Origin of the sequence: Delftia sp. WSY_22 (genome assembly GCF_043104185.1) — a bacterium.
In the GTDB taxonomy this organism is placed as follows: domain Bacteria; phylum Pseudomonadota; class Gammaproteobacteria; order Burkholderiales; family Burkholderiaceae_C; genus Comamonas; species Comamonas tsuruhatensis.
Genome location: NZ_JBICKN010000032.1, coordinates 181231 through 198677, shown reverse-complemented (window position 1 = coordinate 198677; position 17447 = coordinate 181231). Strand labels below are relative to the sequence as shown.

13 protein-coding genes are annotated in these 17447 nt (G+C 63.1%); 8 read left to right on the top strand and 5 right to left on the bottom strand.

Going from position 1 to position 17447, the window contains the following annotated elements; translation table 11 throughout:
* The first annotated feature begins 396 nt into the window (after positions 1 to 396).
* On the top strand, positions 397 to 1608 hold the full coding sequence (gene trpB / locus ACF8NF_RS17925) for a tryptophan synthase subunit beta (RefSeq protein WP_392450996.1): 1212 nt from the start codon (positions 397 to 399) through the stop codon (positions 1606 to 1608).
* 143 nt (positions 1609 to 1751) lie between these two features.
* Positions 1752 to 2297, top strand: coding sequence for a PepSY domain-containing protein (locus ACF8NF_RS17920; RefSeq protein ID WP_016445999.1), 546 nt, complete (start codon positions 1752 to 1754; stop codon positions 2295 to 2297).
* 110 nt (positions 2298 to 2407) lie between these two features.
* Here ACF8NF_RS17920 and ACF8NF_RS17915 read toward each other — a convergent pair whose 3' ends face one another.
* Positions 2408 to 2713 carry a hypothetical protein gene (locus ACF8NF_RS17915; RefSeq protein ID WP_313282609.1) on the bottom strand — a complete coding sequence of 102 codons (306 nt, stop codon included), beginning with the start codon at positions 2711 to 2713 and terminating at the stop codon, positions 2408 to 2410.
* A gap of 229 nt (positions 2714 to 2942) precedes the next feature.
* Here ACF8NF_RS17915 and ACF8NF_RS17910 point away from each other — a divergent pair, with 229 nt between their 5' ends.
* Positions 2943 to 3188 (top strand): helix-turn-helix domain-containing protein, encoded by a 246-nt coding sequence (locus tag ACF8NF_RS17910; protein WP_203399410.1) that lies wholly within the window; start codon positions 2943 to 2945, stop codon positions 3186 to 3188.
* A gap of 202 nt (positions 3189 to 3390) precedes the next feature.
* Positions 3391 to 3897, top strand: a complete 507-nt coding sequence (locus ACF8NF_RS17905; RefSeq protein ID WP_155524726.1) for a hypothetical protein — start codon at positions 3391 to 3393, stop codon at positions 3895 to 3897.
* Between the two features lie 332 nt (positions 3898 to 4229).
* Here ACF8NF_RS17905 and ACF8NF_RS17900 read toward each other — a convergent pair whose 3' ends face one another.
* A complete protein-coding gene (locus ACF8NF_RS17900; RefSeq protein ID WP_392450995.1) occupies positions 4230 to 4574 on the bottom strand; it encodes a hypothetical protein in 345 nt (114 codons plus the stop codon).
* 561 nt (positions 4575 to 5135) lie between these two features.
* On the opposite strand from ACF8NF_RS17900, the gene ACF8NF_RS17895 reads away from it, so the two are divergent.
* The 3 genes from ACF8NF_RS17895 (at position 5136) to ACF8NF_RS17885 (ending at position 9124) form a co-directional block, all read left to right on the top strand.
* Entirely contained in the window at positions 5136 to 7025 is a 1890-nt protein-coding gene (locus ACF8NF_RS17895) for a DUF1800 family protein (RefSeq protein WP_392450994.1), read from the top strand.
* Between the two features lie 43 nt (positions 7026 to 7068).
* Positions 7069 to 8517 (top strand): DUF1501 domain-containing protein, encoded by a 1449-nt coding sequence (locus tag ACF8NF_RS17890; protein WP_016454742.1) that lies wholly within the window; start codon positions 7069 to 7071, stop codon positions 8515 to 8517.
* Positions 8518 to 8653: 136 nt separating this feature from the next.
* Positions 8654 to 9124 carry a sel1 repeat family protein gene (locus ACF8NF_RS17885; protein WP_280048341.1) on the top strand — a complete coding sequence of 157 codons (471 nt, stop codon included), beginning with the start codon at positions 8654 to 8656 and terminating at the stop codon, positions 9122 to 9124.
* A 149-nt stretch (positions 9125 to 9273) separates the two neighbouring features.
* Here the strand turns inward: ACF8NF_RS17885 and ACF8NF_RS17880 are convergent, their stop codons facing one another.
* From ACF8NF_RS17880 to ACF8NF_RS17870, 3 genes are all read right to left on the bottom strand, one after another.
* Entirely contained in the window at positions 9274 to 11037 is a 1764-nt protein-coding gene (locus tag ACF8NF_RS17880; protein ID WP_392450999.1) for a DEAD/DEAH box helicase, read from the bottom strand.
* 505 nt (positions 11038 to 11542) lie between these two features.
* Positions 11543 to 13123 (bottom strand): esterase-like activity of phytase family protein, encoded by a 1581-nt coding sequence (locus ACF8NF_RS17875; protein WP_252652353.1) that lies wholly within the window; start codon positions 13121 to 13123, stop codon positions 11543 to 11545.
* 122 nt (positions 13124 to 13245) lie between these two features.
* Entirely contained in the window at positions 13246 to 14346 is a 1101-nt protein-coding gene (locus tag ACF8NF_RS17870) for a porin (RefSeq protein ID WP_252652352.1), read from the bottom strand.
* 598 nt (positions 14347 to 14944) lie between these two features.
* Between ACF8NF_RS17870 and ACF8NF_RS17865 the strand changes: the two genes are divergently transcribed.
* Entirely contained in the window at positions 14945 to 17437 is a 2493-nt protein-coding gene (locus ACF8NF_RS17865) for a PAS domain S-box protein (RefSeq protein WP_392450993.1), read from the top strand.
* Positions 17438 to 17447: the final 10 nt, after the last annotated feature.

Here is a 17447-nt window from a genome sequence, read left to right as displayed (position 1 = left end):
CACCACCGCGCAGGTGGTCGGCTATGAAGAGCAGTTTCTCGTCCATGGGTGCGCACTCCTTCCAGGGCATGGTGATCGCTCCTTGGCTGCTGTTGGCTCCAGCTGCCAAGCTTGGATCTGTTACCCATGTCCTTGTACTGATGTGTCACCTATGAGTGTGAGTCGTACCGGTCGCCTTCTTTGATCTGACCTTTCTTGGCGAATCAAGAAAGGGCAGTCGGCTGCCGGGCCGAAACCCGGCCTCGAAAAACAACCACCCGGCAGGGCCAAAAACCAGAAACCCCGGTCAATCCAACCGGGGTTTTCTCTCTCGGCCACCCCCAACAGCCCTGCGTAAGCTGCCACGGCTACCCTGAATCGCCAGAGCGTCATCCATCACAACGAACACAAGCAACCATGACCACTACACCCCCCACCTTCTCCCCCATGCCCACAGCAGAAGGCTACTTCGGCCCCTACGGCGGCCAGTTGGTCCCGCCCCACCTCAAGCAGGCCATGGACGACATCAACACCGCCTACGCCGAAATCACCAAACGCCAAGACTTCCAGCAGGAACTGGCCCAGCTCTTCGCCGACTACGTGGGCCGCCCCAGCCCCATCTTCCACGCGCGGCGCCTGTCGGAGCAGCTCGGCGGCGCACAGATCCACCTCAAGCGCGAAGACCTCAACCACACCGGCGCCCACAAGATCAACCACTGCCTGGGCGAGGCCCTGCTGGCCAAGTTCATGGGCAAGAAGAAGGTCATCGCAGAAACCGGCGCCGGCCAGCACGGCGTGGCCCTGGCCACGGCCTGCGCGCTGGTGGGCATTCCCTGCGAGATCCACATGGGCCAGGTGGACATCGAGAAGGAACACCCCAACGTCACCAAGATGCGCATCCTGGGCTGCAAGCTCGTGCCCGTCACGCGCGGCGCGGCCACGCTCAAGGAGGCCGTGGACAGCGCCTTCGAGGAATACCTCACCAACCCCACGGACTACATCTACGCCATCGGCTCCGTGGTCGGCCCCCACCCGTTCCCGATGATGGTGCGCGACTTCCAGAGCATCATCGGCCGCGAGGCGCGCGAGCAATTCCAGACCAAACACGGCAAGCTGCCCGACCACGTGGCCGCCTGCGTGGGCGGCGGCTCCAACGCCATGGGCATCTTCACCGCCTTCCTGGGCGATGCCTCGGTCAAGCTCGTCGGCGTGGAGCCCTCGGGCGAAGGCACGGACAAGCCCGGCCGCCACGCAGCCACCCTCAGCATGGGCAAGCCCGGCGAAATCCACGGCATGAAGTGCTACGTGCTGGAAAACGCAGACGGCACGCCGGCTGCCGTGCACAGCATTGCCTCGGGCCTGGACTATCCGGGCGTGGGCCCGCAGCACAGCTACCTCAAGGACCTGGGCCGCGTGCAGTACGAATCCGTCACCGACAAGGAATGCCTGGACGCCTTCATGCAGCTGTCGCGCGTGGAAGGCATCATCCCCGCCCTGGAAAGCGCCCACGCCGTGGCCTGGGCCATGCGCGTGGCGCCCGGCCTGCCCAAGGACCAGCACATCCTCATCAACCTCTCAGGCCGGGGCGACAAGGACGCCGACTACGTGGCCAAGGTGCTGGGCCTCTGACCGCAGAGCTTGCGCTGGATCAAACCGCAGCACACCGGAGGGGGCAAAGGGCGCCCTCTCCGACAACCGCTCTCCGGGACGGTAGAGACAATGGCCCCGACCGTTGTCTTGTCCAACCCCATTCCCGGAAGGAGCCCACACCCATGAAGCCTGCCCCGTTCGCACGCACTGCCGCCCTCTCCATCGCCCTGGCCCTGACCTGCGCCACCGCCGCCCTGCCCGCCGCAGCCAAATCGGTGGCCGAATGGCAGACCATCACCAGCCAGGCCAAGATCCCGCTGGAGCAGGCCATCACCCGCGCCACCCAGGCCGTGCCCGGCAAGGCCATCGAAGCCCAGCTGGACGACGGCGACGGCATGGGCCCGCGCTACGAAATCGAAGTCATCACCCCGGCCGGCGACAGCGTGGAAGTCTGGGTCAACGCCATCACCGGCCAAGCCGCCCAGCACAAGAACGACGGCGCCGCCAAGCGCAAGGACCGCCAGCGCCTGGAAAAGGCCAAATCCACCATAGAGCAAGCCATCCAGGCCGCCACCCGCCACACTCCGGGCACGCCCGTCAGCGCGGAACTGGACTCCCACTGGGGCCAGACCAGCTACCAGGTCGAAGTGCTGCAGGCCAACGGCACGCTCATGGAAGTCAAGATCGACGCCGTGGGCGGCGAAGTCATCCGGGCCAAGAAGGACTGAGTCTCGACCCCAACCCGACAGCGCGCTTCAGCATGAGGCGCGCTTTTTTTTCGCACATTTTTTGCCTCGCTCCCGCCATGTCCGCAGGCCATCCGCGCCTGCAGCACTCCTCAGGCCAACGCCACCGACACCCCCTCATCCGCAAACCGCTTCGCCGCCCTGAGCAGATAGCTCACGGCATAAAGAATGGGGTCGTCGGCCTCATCGCCATTGAGATGCTCCACCACCTCGATGGCATAGCCCAGGTTCACCGCCGTGTCGTGCAGCAGGCCCACCAGTTCCTTGTCCTGCGGCTCCAGCGACTGCGCCTGATCGGCCTTCACGTAGTAGATGCGCAGCAGATCGCGGCATACGCAATTGATGGCCGTGACCTTGTGGCGAGCGTGCAGGTCCAGCACATCCAGCGCGGCGCCCATGTGCAGGACGGCGTCTATGGCGAAGTCTTCGAGTTTGGGTGGGGGTGTGGTGGCCAAGACTTGCTGCTCCATCTGCGCTCCAGTCGAGAGTTGCTCAGCGCCCAAGATCACTGGGCAAATGCGACGCCCATCTGCTGGAAGCGCCATCGCTGCTTTACAAAACTCCAACTATAGGTGGAAGACCATTCGCACGCAAACCCGGAAGCTTTGCTCACTTTAGTGAGCATTCATGACAGAACTTGATAAAGCCTTTGGAAGCCTGTTGCGTGAACTACGCAACGAACGCGCACTGTCCCAGGAAGCCCTTGCCGCAGAGGCCGGGCTGGCGCGCAACTACATCAGCCAGTTGGAGCTTGGTAGCAAATGTCCGAGCCTTCGGTCTGTTTTCAAGCTGTGCAAGGTGTTGGGGGTTGCGCCTGGGGATGTGGTGGGTGAGGTTGGTAGACGAGTAGAAAGAAGTGAAAGCGGTATCTAGTGAAGGACTGTTGCCGGCCAGGAGCAGACACATGCTGAAATATCTTGCTGAATTGGAGTTGAGCATCGAAGGTCGTGCCCAAATGCCTTTGGTTTAAAATCCAACGCCTGTAACCACAAAACCTGCTGTCTATTTTTTCCACCATTGCATGCATGGGGGCATTGTTTTCCGCAGTGATCAAAATTCCTATCGAGAGCCACTCATGAAAAAATTGCGAATCATTGCATTTTTCGTTATTACAACCATTACAGGCAGCTTAAGCGCAGCGGACAATGAGCAACAGCAACCTTGGGCGCAGATGCTTGAAGTTATGGGATATGCGGAAATCGCGAAAGCGAGTCTAGCCAGAGGGTGTCTTCCTGAAAATAATTTATCTAGGACAGCAGCCTACATTGCCCTCTGCCCCAAGTTGTCATTTATTTCGAACAAATTAATTAATGATGCTGCTCTGCCATTCGCGCGAAGGTATGTGTCTGGCTCCGAGGCACGGGACGTCATCGCTTACTATGCATCCCCTAGAACTCAACGCCTGAGAGATAAGATGAACCGTGAAATTCGAACAGGGAGAAATGACCAACTTTCACCAGCGGAATTGCAAGAAATAAAGAGGGTTGATAACGCCCCGTTTGCCCGTGCGCTCAGTGAATTTGCTGGAGACCCAGAATGTAACAGAGCGGTTGCCCGTGCAATACTGAGTTATGAACCATAATGTGCGGTTTCTCAAAACCATTCGAAGCGAAATTCCGCTTTGGGTCGACTTCCGACAGCTAGCAATGGGCAAAGTCCGGTGGTCATGGATCGCTCAGGCCCATATCACTCGCTCCATCCACCTCAACTTCCCAGAAAACGCCTCCAAAGCCGCGCAAAGTCCCGACATTGACCCCCGACGAGCGAGGTGGTCCGTACCAGCCCTTGCCACAACCTAGGGCTTATCCAGTGGCACTGCGCCACAACGACAGCGCTGCTGAGCGGCATCAGCGCCTCTTGGAATCGTCCTTCGTTTGCGCGATAGCCAATCATCCTGACGCATAGAATTTCACTCTAATTCTTGTGTGTGGCTGACGCTGCAATTGGCACCAGAACACGCCAACCCTTTTTGTCGTGCAATGTCGATCTGCAGAAAACTTGAACTCTTTTTCCTAGAACTCCACTGTCTGAAGATGCCCAGTCCGATTCAAGTGGAACAGCGCACTGTTCGACTATTATTTTTGGATTGACTCGAACAGCAGTGAATTGCGTTCTCTTCTGCCTGCTTTTCCCAATCAAGAATTCATCTGCAGATCTCTTTATTTCTTGCAAATCTTGGATTGGTGGTGAATTTTTCTCATCAGCAGACGTGGTGCCAGAAATCATGATCGCCACCAACATAAAGAAGATTCTTGTCATTGTCTTTGCACAGTGGATTTACGGTGGTGTCAAATACGAAGTGCAACATCTGAGATCCAGGTAACTTGCACGAATGACTTCACCCTACACGCACTGGCAACCCAAGGATTGCCTGGCCTTGGCATCCCTGGTGCGTCTGAGCCTGCGTGCAGCGTTCAGGAGCCTTGCCATGCGAACACAAGGCGACAGATACCGCTCGGCAACGCGGCACCGTGCAGACGCACCGCGCTCAGGTGTACGGCCCCAAGACGTCAAGCAGCATTCTTCAGCCTGAAGCAGGAGAAAGCCCTATGACAATCCGCCCGCATGGTTGCACCCGCACAACGCTGCGCATCCCCTCAGAACACCGGCAGGCAAGCGGCCCACATCGGGCTTTGCCCAGGCTCCACAGCGTCAACCCTGCATACAGCCCCCTGTAGCCCCTGCGCCGTATAACGTCTTGACACGCTTTTGGGCTGCAAGATGGCTGCGCACCTCCGAAATCCTTGGAACACTCTGCGCCACGCGCCGAAGAGCGAGGCAGTTCGTTGCCACGCCCCGGCCTCTGCCTGAAAGCCCACAATGCACCCCACACCACAGGCTGCAGCCTCCACGCTGCAGCCGCCCGACCGCGCGCCCGCGGATTCCTTGCCTGCCTGCGCAGAGCCCGGCCACCTCGGCCACGAACCGAAGAGCTCCCTGATTCCTCCCGCCCTGGCCTCCTCCCTTGCGGCCGCGCTGCTGGTGGCCTGCGGGGGCGGTGGGGGCGATTCAGCCCCCGGCACCGGCACTGGCGGCACGGGCGCCAGCCCTGGTGGCGGAACCGGTACGGGCACCACGGCCACCCCCGCCAGCGATGAAGAAGCCGCGCGTTTCCTGCTGCAGGCGCAGTTCTCGGCCACCGACGAGGAGATCGCAGCGCTGCGCGCCAAGGGCTACGGCCCCTGGCTGGCCGAGCAGTTCGCGCTGCCCGTGGACACCACGGGCACGGCCTGGCTGATGCAGCGCGGCTACGGCGTGGCAGAGGCCGGCACGCGCTACGACAACGTCTCGTATCCCTCCGACTTCATGCTCTGGAGCCAGCTTTTCACGGAGCGCGACGCCGTGCGCAAGCGTGTGGCATTGGCGCTGTCGGAGATCATGGTGGTCTCCACCACGGGGCTGGAGCAGCCCTGGAGCATCTTCCTGGCCTCCGGCTACTGGGATCTGCTGAACCAGCATGCCTTCGGCAACTTCCGCACGCTGCTGGAGGCCGTCACGCTCAGCCCGGCCATGGGCATCTACCTGAGCACGCGCGGCAACCAGAAGGAAGACGCCCGCAGCGGCCGCCAGCCCGACGAGAACTACGCCCGCGAGGTGATGCAGCTGTTCACCATCGGCCTCTACCGCCTCAACCCCGACGGCACCGAGCAGCGCGACGGCAGCGGCAACCGCATCGACACCTATTCGGCAGCCGACGTGAGCAATCTGGCGCGCGTCTTCACCGGCTACGACTACGACACCAGCAATAACCAGCCCACCAACCTGAGCGGTAGCACGGTGACGGGGCTGCAGCAGGCGCTGCTGCCCATGGCCTTCAACGCCGCGCGCCATTCCACGCTGGCCGCCACTTTTCTGGGCACTACCGTGGCTGCGGGCACGTCGGGGCCAGCGGCGCTGAAGGCGGCGCTGGACACGCTGTTCAACCACCCCAACGTGGGGCCCTTCATCGGGCGCCAGCTGATCCAGCGCCTGGTCACCAGCAACCCCAGCCCTGCCTATGTGGGGCGCGTGGCCGCCGCCTTCGCCGACAACGGCAGCGGCACGCGTGGCGACCTGCGCGCCGTGATCGCCACCGTGCTGCTGGACCCGGAGGCGCGCGGCGCGGCAGGGCTTGCCAGCCCCCAGTACGGCCGCCTGCGCGAGCCCATGGTGCGCTTCGTGCAGTGGGGCCGCACCTTCGGGCTGCGGTCGGCACGCGGCACCTGGAAGATCGACAACCTGAGCGAACCGGCCACCCGCCTGGGCCAGAGCCCGATGCGCTCGGGCTCGGTGTTCAACTTCTTCCGCCCGGGCTACGTGCCGCCCTCCACGCCCCTGGCCACGACGGGCCAGGTGGCGCCGGAGTTCCAGATCGTCACCGAGACCAGCGTGAGCGGCTACCTGAACTTCATGCAGAACGTGATCCGCTTCGGCTACTACGTGAACGCGCCAGACCTGCCCCAGGGCGGCAGCAGCGCAGCCAACGGCTTCGACATCACCTGCAGCTACGCCAACCTGCTGCCCCTGGTGGCCGACGCCGCCGCGCTGGTGCGCAAGGTGGCGCTGCTGCTGTCGGCAGGGCAGGTATCGGCCGCCACGCAGGCGCGCATTGTGGCAGCGCTCAATGCCACGCCGGTGACGGCCACCAGCAACACCGCCACCCAGCTCAACCGCGTGGCAGCCGCCGTACTGCTGGTGATGGCCAGCCCCGAATATCTGGTGCAGAAGTGACCGAACAAGTGACCGAACGTCTGCAAAGCAAAGCGACATCTCCATGAATTTCATCGACCCCGCCCGCCACACGCGCCGCGCATTCCTGCGCCGCAGCACGCAACTGGCCGCCGCCGGTACCGCCCTGCCCTTCGCCCTGAATCTTGCCGCGCTGGGCGAGGCCGCCGCCTTCGAGGCAAGCGACTACAAGGCGCTGGTCTGCGTCTTCCTCTATGGCGGCTGCGACTACGCCAACACCGTCGTGCCCTACGACAGCACCCGCTACGGGCAGTACTCCGCCATCCGCGGCGGCAACAGCGATGGCACGGCCGGTGGCATTGCCCTGGCCCGCGCCGCGCTGGGCAATACGCTGCTGCAGCCCCGCACGGCGCTGGCCGGTGGCATGCAGTACGCGCTGCACCCATCCATGACGGGCCTGGCCGGCCTCTTCAACGCGGGCCGCGCTGCGGTGCAACTGAACGTCGGCCCGCTGCTGGTGCCGCTCACGCGGGCCCAATATGCCACCGGCGACCGGCGCAGCTACCCGCTGCCGCCCAAGCTTTTCTCGCACAACGACCAGCAGTCGGTGTGGCAGTCGCAGGGCGCAGAAGGCTCCACCCTGGGCTGGGGCGGCAACCTGGGCGACCTGGCGCTGTCGTCCAACGCCACGTCGCTCTTCACCTGTATCTCGGCCACGGGCAACGCCGTGTTTCTCTCGGGCGACCAGGCGCTGCAGTACCAGATCAGCCCGGGCGGCGCCGTGCCCATCAACGCCGTCAAGGGCACCAGCGTCTATGGATCGACCGCCGTGCGCGGCCTGTTGAGCGAGCTGGTGCAGACGGCCGGCAGCCACGCGATGGAGGCCGAGTACGCCCGCGTCACGCAGCGCTCCATCAGTGCCGAGGGGCAGATCTCTTCAGCCCTCTCCAGCGCCAGCCTGTCCACCGCCTTCCCTGCCAACAACCCGCTGGCCGACCAGCTCAAGGTGGTGGCCCGGCTCATCGCCGGACGCAACGCGCTGGGCACGCGCCGGCAGGTGTTCTTCGTCTCGCTGGGCGGGTTCGACCTGCACGACAACCTGATCGCCAACCAGCCGCAGCTGCTCGACAAGGTGAGCAGCGCCATGACGGCCTTCTACAACGCCACGGCCGAACTCGGCGTGGCCGACAAGGTCACGGCCTTCACCGCGTCGGACTTCGGCCGCACGCTGACTTCCAACGGCGACGGCTCCGACCATGGCTGGGGCAGCCACCACTTCGTGGTGGGCGGCGCGGTGCGTGGCGCGTCCTTCTATGGCGCGCCGCCGCCCATCAGCGTGGGAAACGGCAGCGGCAGCGAGGACCAGTGGCATGTCGGACAGGGGCGCCTGTTGCCCAGCACTGCCGTGGACCAGTACGCCGCCACCCTGGCGCGCTGGTTCGGCGTGGCGAATACCGAGCTGGCGGGGGTGCTGCCGCACATCGGCAACTTCGGCGGGTCGGCGTATCCCGTCGATCTGGGGTTCATGGGCTGAAGCCGTGCGCGCCGGGCCTGCACGGCCGATTCGAATCAGCCTCTGGGTGGCCCTGAGGGCGCCTTTGACAATTCCGAATTTTCAGGGACCGGGATTGCGAAGACGATGGGGCCACTCAGTTCAAGTGGAGACAAAAATGCGATTCGAATTCCGCCCAATTGCCACACCAATTGCCACACCAATTGCCACCCCAATTGCCACGCTGGCCCGGCATGCACGGCATGGCTTGTTCATCGCAGCGGCCCTGTCCGGCGCGCTGGCGCAGGCGGCACCGCTGCCGTTGGACATGGCCACCACTTCCGAGCAGCGGTTTCAACTGGCCCTGGAGGCCCAGACTGCGGGTGACTACGCTTCCATGCTCGCGTTGCTGCGCCAGGCGGCCCGGGATGGCGAGCCACAAGCCCAGGAAACACTGGCATGGATTCTTCTGGCAGGTCCAACCCTGTATGGCACCGCGGTGAAAGCGGATCGCTGCGAAGCAGTGCACTGGCTGCGGCAAGCCGTGGCAAAAGGGAATCAAACGGCCAAAAGCCAGCTGGATTTCCTGAACCGCCTGCGCAATGCGCCGAGTGGCAAGATGGCGTGCACATCCGAGTGGGAAGGGTGATAGGCACAACATCCTTTTCGGATCGCAGCGCCATCCTCAAGAATGCGCTGCGGGTGCAACGCCACTGGTACCACGCCTGGAGCCCTGACCACCGCACCACGGACTTGTGCCCCTCCTCGCCCTGCCCTCAACCCGTATTCACCTCGCCCTCACCCAGCATTCACCAGCGCCTTCGCAAACGCCCCTTCACCCGCCACAGTCAATACCAGTTTTTGTGTCGCCCGCGTCGCAGCCACATAGAACAGTTTGGCCTCGTCCGCCGCATCTTCGCCTTCGCGCGGCATCTGCCCCACTCCTGCAACGGCCACGACTGGGAACTCCAATCCCTTGCTGGCGTGCATTGTCATCACTTTGATGGTGTCGGCCAGTGGATCGAAGTCACCTGAACGATGTCGCACGCGATGCGGCAGTTTTCGGCGGCCAAGTGCCATGGCGCACTGGTTCATGGAGTCGTGATCGCGGCACAGGATGGCCATGTCACCCCAGGCGTGGCCTTCCTGATGCGCCGCAGCCAGCAGCTCGGCGATCTTGGCGGGCTCGTCCCGCAAGCTCGGCAGGCGCACGATCAGCGGCTCCTGCCCTTCGCGGCCGCAGCTGATGGGTTGCACCAGCGGAACACCGTCATCATCCTGGGCATTGGGTTGCAGGAACTCGGCGGCGACGCGGTTGGCAATTTGCAGAATCTGCCTGGTGTTGCGGTAGTTGATCTTGAGAATGGTCGTGCGCCCAGAGGCCTGGATTCCCACGCTCTTGAAGCTGAAGCCACGCGCCTTGCTCTTGCCATAGATGTTCTGGGCGCTGTCGTACAGGATCAACAGGCTGTTGGTCTCGGGGTCCACCATCTGGGTGACGAGCTTGAGCCATTCAGGCTGAAAGTCGTGCCCCTCGTCGACCATCACGGCCTGGTATTGCCCGGACGGAATCTGTTGCCGATCCACGCCGCGAATCACAAACTCCACCATCTGATCAAACATGCCTGGGCCCTGAGCGGGTAGCGTCTGGCCATAGGCCACCAACTGCTGGCGGCACCACCTGTGGAAGTTGCGGGCATGCACCCGGTCGGCCAGGCCCTTGGCCGCAAACCAGGCATTGAGCTTCACGGCCAAGGGCTCGTTGTAGCAGAGCACGAGGATGGGCTTGGTCGAAGCGGTCTTGGCCAGGTGTTCAGCACGATAGCCAAGAATCATGGTCTTGCCTGAGCCGGCAACTCCGTGGATCACGCGATGCCCATCGCCCAGGCTGCGCGCGAGTTGCTCCTGCTGCAAGTCCATGACGCGCATGATGTCCGGCAGCTCGTCCGCGTCTTCCGGCAGAAGGCTGCCTTGCACCGGAACACGCACCTGCGGGAACATGATCCACCGTGTGCGCTCGAGCTGCGGCACCGACATGGCTTTGCCGAAAGCGTGGGGGAACATGTTCCACAGGCGCTGCTGAAAAGCCTCCGAATCGACGGATTCCAGCATCTCATCCTTGCAGATGACCAGATGCGCATCAATCGTCTGGTCCAGTGCAGATTCTTCAAACTGCTTGCGCGTGATGTTGGTGAACACCACGCCGCTGCCCCAGGGAAATGCCAGCTTTCCCTGATGAGGGCCTTCGCCGTGAATGAGTTGCTGATCCCGCTCCAGCGCATTGACCACTTGAATGGCGCAGTGTCGCGCCTGAGCTGCCGGATTGATGACGACTTTGGGCCTTCCATCCACGATGAGCGTCCAGGCCTGTTTGGTCGCCTCTTGAACCGTCTCGAGCCGCCAATCCTTAGTCTCAAGAATCAGAACGCCCCTGCGTGGATGAATGACGACAAAGTCAGGATGCGTCTGCTTGGGGCCGATGGGCACGTCATACCAAAGCATGTAATCGTCTTCGAGCTTTTGCTCCAACCGCTCGGCCAGCCGTCGCTCGCCAGGCGTCATGCGCCCAACGCACGCCCCCATCGCAGGAATCAGTACCGCCACTTTCTTCTCCTCCACAGAGCGGCTGAGGATACCGCACGCACTATCTCTTCAGGAATTCGATGACTGGCCAATCCCAAGCCATCGAAAATCCGGAATTGGATTCTGAACGGCTCTCTGTTGAATTTCCTCGACTCACGCGGAAACCAGCATGGAATTTGAAGGCGCTTCTGAAATGACCAAGCAGAGGAGGATTTGATTGTGAAAGTGATCGGCTCGGACGTATGCCTGCCATCTACGCACTCGACGACTACCGCTCTGGGCAATGCCGTAAGACTGCTGGAGGTCGAAAGGTCCAGCCATTGCGGCAACCCCGCACTTTCGCCGCAACGGCGGCGCTGCTCCGTGCAGATGCCAGAGGAGGCGACATCAGCGTTGCGGCCCGTCGCAGCGCCTTCGCGCTGGACGAACCGCCCTGGATCGCCTTGGCCCCGTTGTCTTGCCTATGCCAAGCAGTCGCAGTCGTTCAGGGAGCGCCGTATTCGCTCAGTTTCTTGCTGAACTTAAAGGTCCACAGTCGCTGCGTGCGGTCGTTGACGTCATTGGTGGTGAAGCGAAGGCTCGCCGCGCCCTTGGCGCATTGGCCGTCCTTCACGATCTTGCCTTCGGCGTCCACCATGCATTTGGTGACGTTCGAGCCTTCGATTTCCTTGCCGCTGGCGTCCAGCACGGCCAGCGAAACACCGAAGTCGGTGTCGTTGGTCAGCGCCAGCGTGTAGTCATCGACCAGCGCCAGGCCTTCGGCCTTCTCGGCCACCCAGCCGGTGGCGTTCAGGTTGAAGAGCCGGGTCTTCTTGAGCGTCACGACCTTGGAATAGTCCGAGCCATTGACCGGCTTGCCAGTCAGGCTGCTCTTTTCCAGGTCGGAGCCCAGCGCGGTGATGTCGGTGGCGTTGGCCGGAAACTCGATCAGAACCAGGTCGTTGAAGACTTTCTTGTTCTTGCCCGTGCCTTGCTCGATGGCGATGAATTTCCCCTTGCCCAGTGAGACCACATCACCCAGCTTGGCATTGCCGGTCTTGCCTTGGTTGTACCAGCGGCTGTCCACGGGCAAGGCAAACAGGCGGGTTTTCTCGGTGGTCGGGTCAAACTCCACCCAACGCACAAAGCGAGCGTAGTCGCGCATGTTCTCCGATTTGCCAGTGGCGTCGGCAACGGCAGCGGTGGTGTAGTCGGCCTTGCCGTCGTCCAGGGGGCTTTGCAGGAAGCCGTGCAGCTTGCCGCTGGCCGCATCGATGCTCAGCCCCTCCATGCCACGGTTGGCGCGGCGCTTGGCGAGAATGGCCGGCAGATCGGCCGCGCCGGTGCCGGGCCCGTATTTCTTCTGGATGATGCCGGTCGCCGGGTCGATCTTCACGATGAAGGGTCCGTATTCGTCGGACACCCACAGCGCATTGCGTGCGGCATCCACCACCACGGATTCTGTGTCCAGGCCGAATTCGCTGTAGCCCTTGGCCTTGCCGGGATAGGTGAAGGTGTCGTCCAGGACTTGCTCGCCCGTGTTGCCTGTGATGCCCCGTGGCTGCACGCGGCCGTTGGCATTCTGTCTGGCGCTGAATCTGAGCGGCAGGGTGGAGACGAGCCTGGCTCCGTCTTTTCCGAGGGCGATCACGCCGATGGACGGAGTGAAGTTGGGCGAAGGAAACACCGTGGAACTGGCAAAGCCCGCGGGATTGGAGCCGTCGGTGATCTGCGTGACCGGGCCGGTGGTCGCGTTCGGGCCGCGATCGGTGATGGCGTAGAACTCCAGCGTGCCGTCGGCACGCCTGCCCTTCAAGGCCAGGCCCGAACCGTAGGCTGGCAGAAAGCCCTTGGGAAAATCGGCCTTGGTGGCGGGGTGTTGGCCTTCGTAGGGGAAATAGAACCTGTCGTCGAACTGGACGTCCTGGCGCGTGACGGTGGCGCGGATGCTGCCGACGCCGGTGGTCTGCGTCACCGTCTCGGAGCCGGCGGCCTGGAGCGGGCGGGTGTCGGCGCAGGCGCTCAGCAAGGCAGCCGCGGCGGCGATCACTGCCATCAGGCAGGGAGAAGAAGTGGGGGGTCGCATGGCGAGTAGGTCTTGAGAAGAAGAAGCAAGCCTGACAGGTAGATAGGCAGATCGGCAGGCCCTGCGTGGCAAGGGCCTGCCCAAGCTTGAAGGCTTCGTTTCTGGAAAAGGCGCTGCGCCGCTCAGAACGAGTGGCTGATGCCCAGATCCACACCGGTCGAGCCGGCGTTGGCCACACCCGCAGGGCCGCCGATCAGGCCGACGCTGGCACCGTTCTTGTTGTTGACACGCGCCAGCCCTGCGTACAGAGAGGTGCGCTTGGAGAAGTCATAGACATATCCGATCGAATACTTGTCGGCCTTGCCGCCGCTGCGCGTGAGGGCAGAGGCGTTGCCGCTGAACTTGGCGCTGGCGTACTTGATGCGCAAGCTGCCTTGCCCCATGGGGATGGTCGCGCCCAGGTAGAAACCGTCCACCTTCCCGGAGGTTGCGCCGTTGACGGGCTCCCACTTCAGGCTGTTGTATCCGCCATTGAGCAGGAAACTGCCGAAGTTGTACGAGGCGCCCAGCACCAGGTCTTCCAGATCGCTGGTTGCAGCGATGGCGCTGGGCGAAGCCACGGCCGCGGTGCCGTCGATCCTGCCGTAGCCGATACCAACGTTCAGCGGGCCCGAGCGATAGCCCAGGTTGCCGCCTATGTACCTGCGGGCCTTGCTTGCGCCAGAGCCGGAGGCGTTCTCGTCGCCAAAGGAAACCGAGAACTGGCCATAGACACCGCCCAGGTCGCTCGGCAGGAAGTAGCCCACAGCGTTGCTGATGCGCGTGCGGTCGACCACTCCGCTTTGGCTGGCGGCGTTATAGGCAGTCTGGCGGATCGTCTGGAACAGATTGGCCTGCACACCGGTGGTGGTGTCGGGGCCCGCGAAAGCGGTGAAGATGTTGTAGCTGGGGGTGTAGTCGCGACCCAGCCGGATTTCACCCCAGGAATTGTTGCTCAGCCCGATCGTGGAGCGGCGCTCGAAGCCAAGGGAGCCGCTGCTGCCGCCAGAGCCGACATCGGGGTTGAGGCCGCCTTCAAGCCAGAGCTGAGCTCGGTTGCCGCCGCCGAGGTCCTCCGTGCCGCGCAAGCCAAGCAAGCTGGTCTTGCCTTGGCTGGAGTTCAGTGCATTGAGCTTGTTGCTGCCGGACTTGGCAACGGTGACACCGACGTCCACCACACCAAAAATGGTGACGGAAGATTGTGCCAGGGCCAAGCTGGAAGAAGAGGCGAAGAATGTGCCCATCGCGAGTCCCAGAATACGCGAGCACGTTTTTTGATTTTTCATTGGCGAGATACGAACCGAACTTATGAATGAGAATGACGGTAGCCTCCTGCCACCGCTGCGGGAACTCTAGGCAACACATAAGTATTCTTCGTGACAGCTGTGCTGTGTGACATGAAAGTCACAGCAGCGGCAGTGCCTGCGGCACGTTTCCTGCAGGGAAGCCCTACCGCCGCCACCCTTCAGCCATGGCCTGCACGACGGGGCAGATCATTCATTGCCGATTTGTTTGATTCATATTCGAGAAATTGGCGAAAATATGCATTCTTTTGCCATTTTCTAAATAAGTTTCTCGACTTCCATATTTTCAATGGAACATTTCGAGCGTTCGTCGACCGATTCATCGGTCATTGGGGACCCAAATTCAGCCCATTGCACGGCCAGTTCAACCCCATAGTCCCTGGGAGGGCGAAGTCCCACAAGAATTGCCGCACCGAGGACTGCGCCTCAACATCGGTCGCACCAGCAGTCACAGCTATGATCCCCAGGCAGCATCGCCGTCCCCGCCAGCGGCGAGCTGCCCCCTCTCCTCCACCCAACGCCCCGCCCCATCCCCCCCATGATCCAAGAGTCCGAAGAGATTGCCCTGCTTCGCGAGGAAAACGCCAGGCTGCGGGCGCAGCTGGCGATTGCCACGGCGGGCCATGCCAGCGCCGTACAGGGCGCGGGCGCCAGCGATCAGGACCCTTTCGATGCGCAGGTCGCGGACCAGAAGACGCTGTTCTCGGATTTCATCGAGCATCTGCCGATAGGCCTGTGCCTGGTGGGCAAGGGTGGCAAGGTGCTGATGTCCAACCCGGCCTACCGCCATTTCCTGCCGGACACCCCCATCCCTTCGCTGCTGTCGGCCGAGGAAGACCGCGGGCGCTGGCGCAGTTGGGACAAGGACGGCAAGCCCGTTCCCCGCGACCAGTTTGTGGCCGCCCGCGCGTTCCGCGGTGAGCTGGTGGTGCCGGGCGTTGACTGTGTCTATGACACGCCCCAGGGGCTCGAGGTATGGACGCGCGTGTTCGGGGTGCCGCTGCGCAATGCGGACAAGGAAGTCGTGGCCACGGCCATCGCCATTTTGGACATCGATGCGGAACGGCGGGCGCTGGACATGTTGCGCCAGAGCGAGGAGCGGCTGGATGCGCTGGTGCGCGCCTCCTCGGAAGTGCGCTACTCCATCAGTGCGGACTGGAGCGAGCTGCACCAGCTGGCAGGCGGCGGGTTCATCCCCGACACGCAGGCGTCCAACACGAACTGGCTGGAAGACTACATCCCCCCGGAGGACCGCGACCTGGTGCGCGCGGAGATCGCGCGGGCCATCCGCACGAAGACGGACTACGTGATCGAGCACCGGGTGAACCGGGTCGATGGCAGCGTGGGCTGGGCGTTCTCGCGCGCCGTGCCGCTGTTCGATGCCGCAGGCGCCATCACCGGCTGGCTGGGAGCGGCCTCCGACATCACCGAGCGCAAGCAGGCCCAGGCCGCGCTGGAGCGCTTGAATGCCACGCTGGAGGAACAGGTGGCAGAGCGCACGGCCGACCGCAACGCGCTGTGGCAGCTGTCTTCCGACATCATGATGCGCTGCACGTTCGAGGGCATCATCACTGCGGTCAACCCGGCCTGCACCGAGGTGTTGGGCTGGCGTGAAGACGAGCTGCTGGGCACCACGCTTTTTCATCTCATCCATCCGGAGGATCTGGCGCGCACCATCCAGGAGACGCAGGAGCTGGCCACCGGCATGGCGCATGCCCGGTTTGACAACCGGTACCGCCATCGGGACGGGAGCTACCGCTGGATCTCCTGGTCCACCCGTTCGGCGGCAGGCCGCATCAATGCGGTGGGCCGCGACATCACCTCCGAAATGGCCAAGGCCGAAGCGCTGGCCAAGGTGCAGGAGCAACTGCGCCAGTCGCAGAAGATGGAGGCCGTGGGCCAGTTGACGGGTGGCCTTGCGCACGACTTCAACAACCTGCTGGCGGCCGTCATGGGCAATCTGGAGCTGCTGCAGCGGATGCTGGCGCGCGGCCAGGTGGACAACCTCACGCGCTTCATCCATGGAGCGCAGGGGGCGGTGCGGCGCGCCGCCACGCTCACGCAGCGGCTGCTTGCGTTCTCGCGCCGGCAGATCCTGGACTCCAAGCCCACCGATATGGCCGCGCTCCTGGCCGATTGGGAGGACCTGCTGCGCAGGACCGTGGGCGCCAGCGTGGACATCGACATCGTGCCGGCAGCCCATCTGTGGCATGCGCAAATCGATGGAACGCAGCTGGAGAACGCCATCCTGAACCTGTGCATCAACGCCCGCGATGCCATGCCCGAAGGCGGCCGGCTGACCATCAGGACAGCCAATATCGAGCTTGAAGAGGCGGCAGCCCGGGAGTGGGACCTTCCGCCGGGCAGCTATGTGTCGCTGTGCGTCACCGATACGGGCACCGGCATGTCGGAGCAGACCATTGCGCGCGCCTTCGAGCCGTTCTACACCACCAAGCCGGTGGGCCATGGAACAGGGTTGGGGCTGTCGATGATCTACGGCTTCGCGCGGCAATCGGGAGGAGCGGTCAGGATCTTCTCCCAGCCGGGCCAGGGCACCACAGTCTGCCTGTATCTGCCCAGGTGCGACGCCGCGCCCGTTGCAGAACGCGCGGTCGATACGGCAAGGCACGTGGTCGTTCCTGCCCAAAGGACCTTGCTGGTCGTGGATGACGAAGCCCCGATCCGCCATCTCATCGACGAGGCGCTTGTCGACCTGGGCTACACGGTGCTTGCCGTGGCAGATGCAGCCGCCGCGCTGCAGGTGCTGCGTGCCGGAACCCGGGTGGACATGCTGATCACGGACATGAGGCTGCGCGGCGGAATGAACGGCAAGCAGCTGGCCGACGAGGCACGCCTGGCCCGGTCCGACCTGCCGGTGCTCTTCATCACCGGATTCACCGAGGCATCTCCGCTCAGCCAGGAAAACCTGCACCCCGGTACGCAGCTTCTGACCAAGCCGTTCACATTGGAGGCGCTGGCGCTCAAGGTGGCGGAGATTCTGGGCAGTACAGACGCTGTGCCATCGGACTGAGTTGCGCGGC